This window comes from Hydrogenivirga sp. 128-5-R1-1 (genome assembly GCF_000171895.1).
In genome coordinates this window covers 1-1,105 of sequence record NZ_ABHJ01000499.1, presented here as the reverse complement: position 1 = coordinate 1,105, position 1,105 = coordinate 1, and the positions used below count along the sequence as shown (strand labels likewise).

Sequence of the window (1,105 nt, the reverse complement as noted above, 5' to 3'; positions counted from 1 at the left end):
ATTCTAACGGCAATGGCAATAAACCAGTTTTTCAGATTTTTCAATTTCATGAGGAAGTATTTCCTTGTTATTGAAATAGTTGGTGGACTGCTTCTGATATTCGTTGGAATACTTCTTTTGACAAACTCCCTTGAAGCAATAAGTTCACTTATACCTTTAGAATAAATGGATTAAATGCTTTTGATACAACAACTACTTTATCGCCTGTTTTCAGATTTTTTATCTCGTCAGGGTCAGCAATGACCCTGACGACTGTATTACCAACCAGAACAGATACAATATATACAGTTTCATCCTGTTTAATCTGAATAATTTCACCTGAAAATCTGAATTTTCCGCTTATTCTCTCCTGAATGAATACCTCATCTGGAGTACCTGATTTAATTATTTTTCCATTTTCAAGAACAAAAACTTTTTCTGATAGACGAAATATTTCTGAAAAATCATGGCTTACCATAATAGTTGTAAGATTAAATTCTTTATAAAACCTTATCAGTTCTTCCTGAAGCTTTCTTCTCATATCAATATCAAGGGCTGACAAAGGCTCATCCAACAGTAAAACATCCGGCTTTCTTGCAACAGCTCTGGCAAGGGCTACCCGTTGTTTCTGTCCACCTGAAAGACTATCCGGTTTTCTGTTTCTTATCCCTGAAAGCTCTGTCATTTCAAGCAAATGTTCAAGAAAAGGCTTATCCTCTCTATCCATAGCAAACTTAATATTTTCTTCAACAGTCATATTGGGGAATAAAGCGTAATCTTGGAAAACGAAACCTACTTTTCTTTTTTGCGGTGGAAGGTTTATACCTTTGCTGCTATCAAGCCAGACTGTATTTTTTACCTGTATAAAGCCCTCTACATCTACTAAACCTGCAATAGCCCTTAAAATTGTGGTTTTACCTGCTCCAGATTTTCCAAAAATGGTTATAAAACTGCCTTCTTTTATGGATATGTCTATGTCTAGTAAAAACTCTCCTTCTGTTCCGGAAAGCTGTTTTTTTATCTGTATTTTCATAACTTATCTGCCTTCGTAAATCTTTTGTTCAGAGTATAAACAATAACCAAAACTGAAAATGTAATGATAAACAAAATTAATGCATACAGATTA

1 protein-coding gene is annotated in these 1,105 nt (G+C 34.2%); it reads right to left on the bottom strand.

Features of this window, described 5'->3' with window-relative positions; all coding sequences use genetic code 11:
• Nucleotides 1–148 precede the first annotated feature (148 nt).
• Entirely contained in the window at nt 149–1,012 is an 864-nt protein-coding gene (locus HG1285_RS00385; RefSeq protein ID WP_008289680.1) for an ATP-binding cassette domain-containing protein, read from the bottom strand.
• Nucleotides 1,013–1,105 lie beyond the last annotated feature (93 nt).

What these genes read in the sequence shown, in the direction of transcription:
- HG1285_RS00385 (WP_008289680.1), bottom strand. Translation starts at nt 1,012, where the DNA reads ATGAAAATACAGATAAAAAAACAGCTTTCCGGAACAGAAGGAGAGTTT.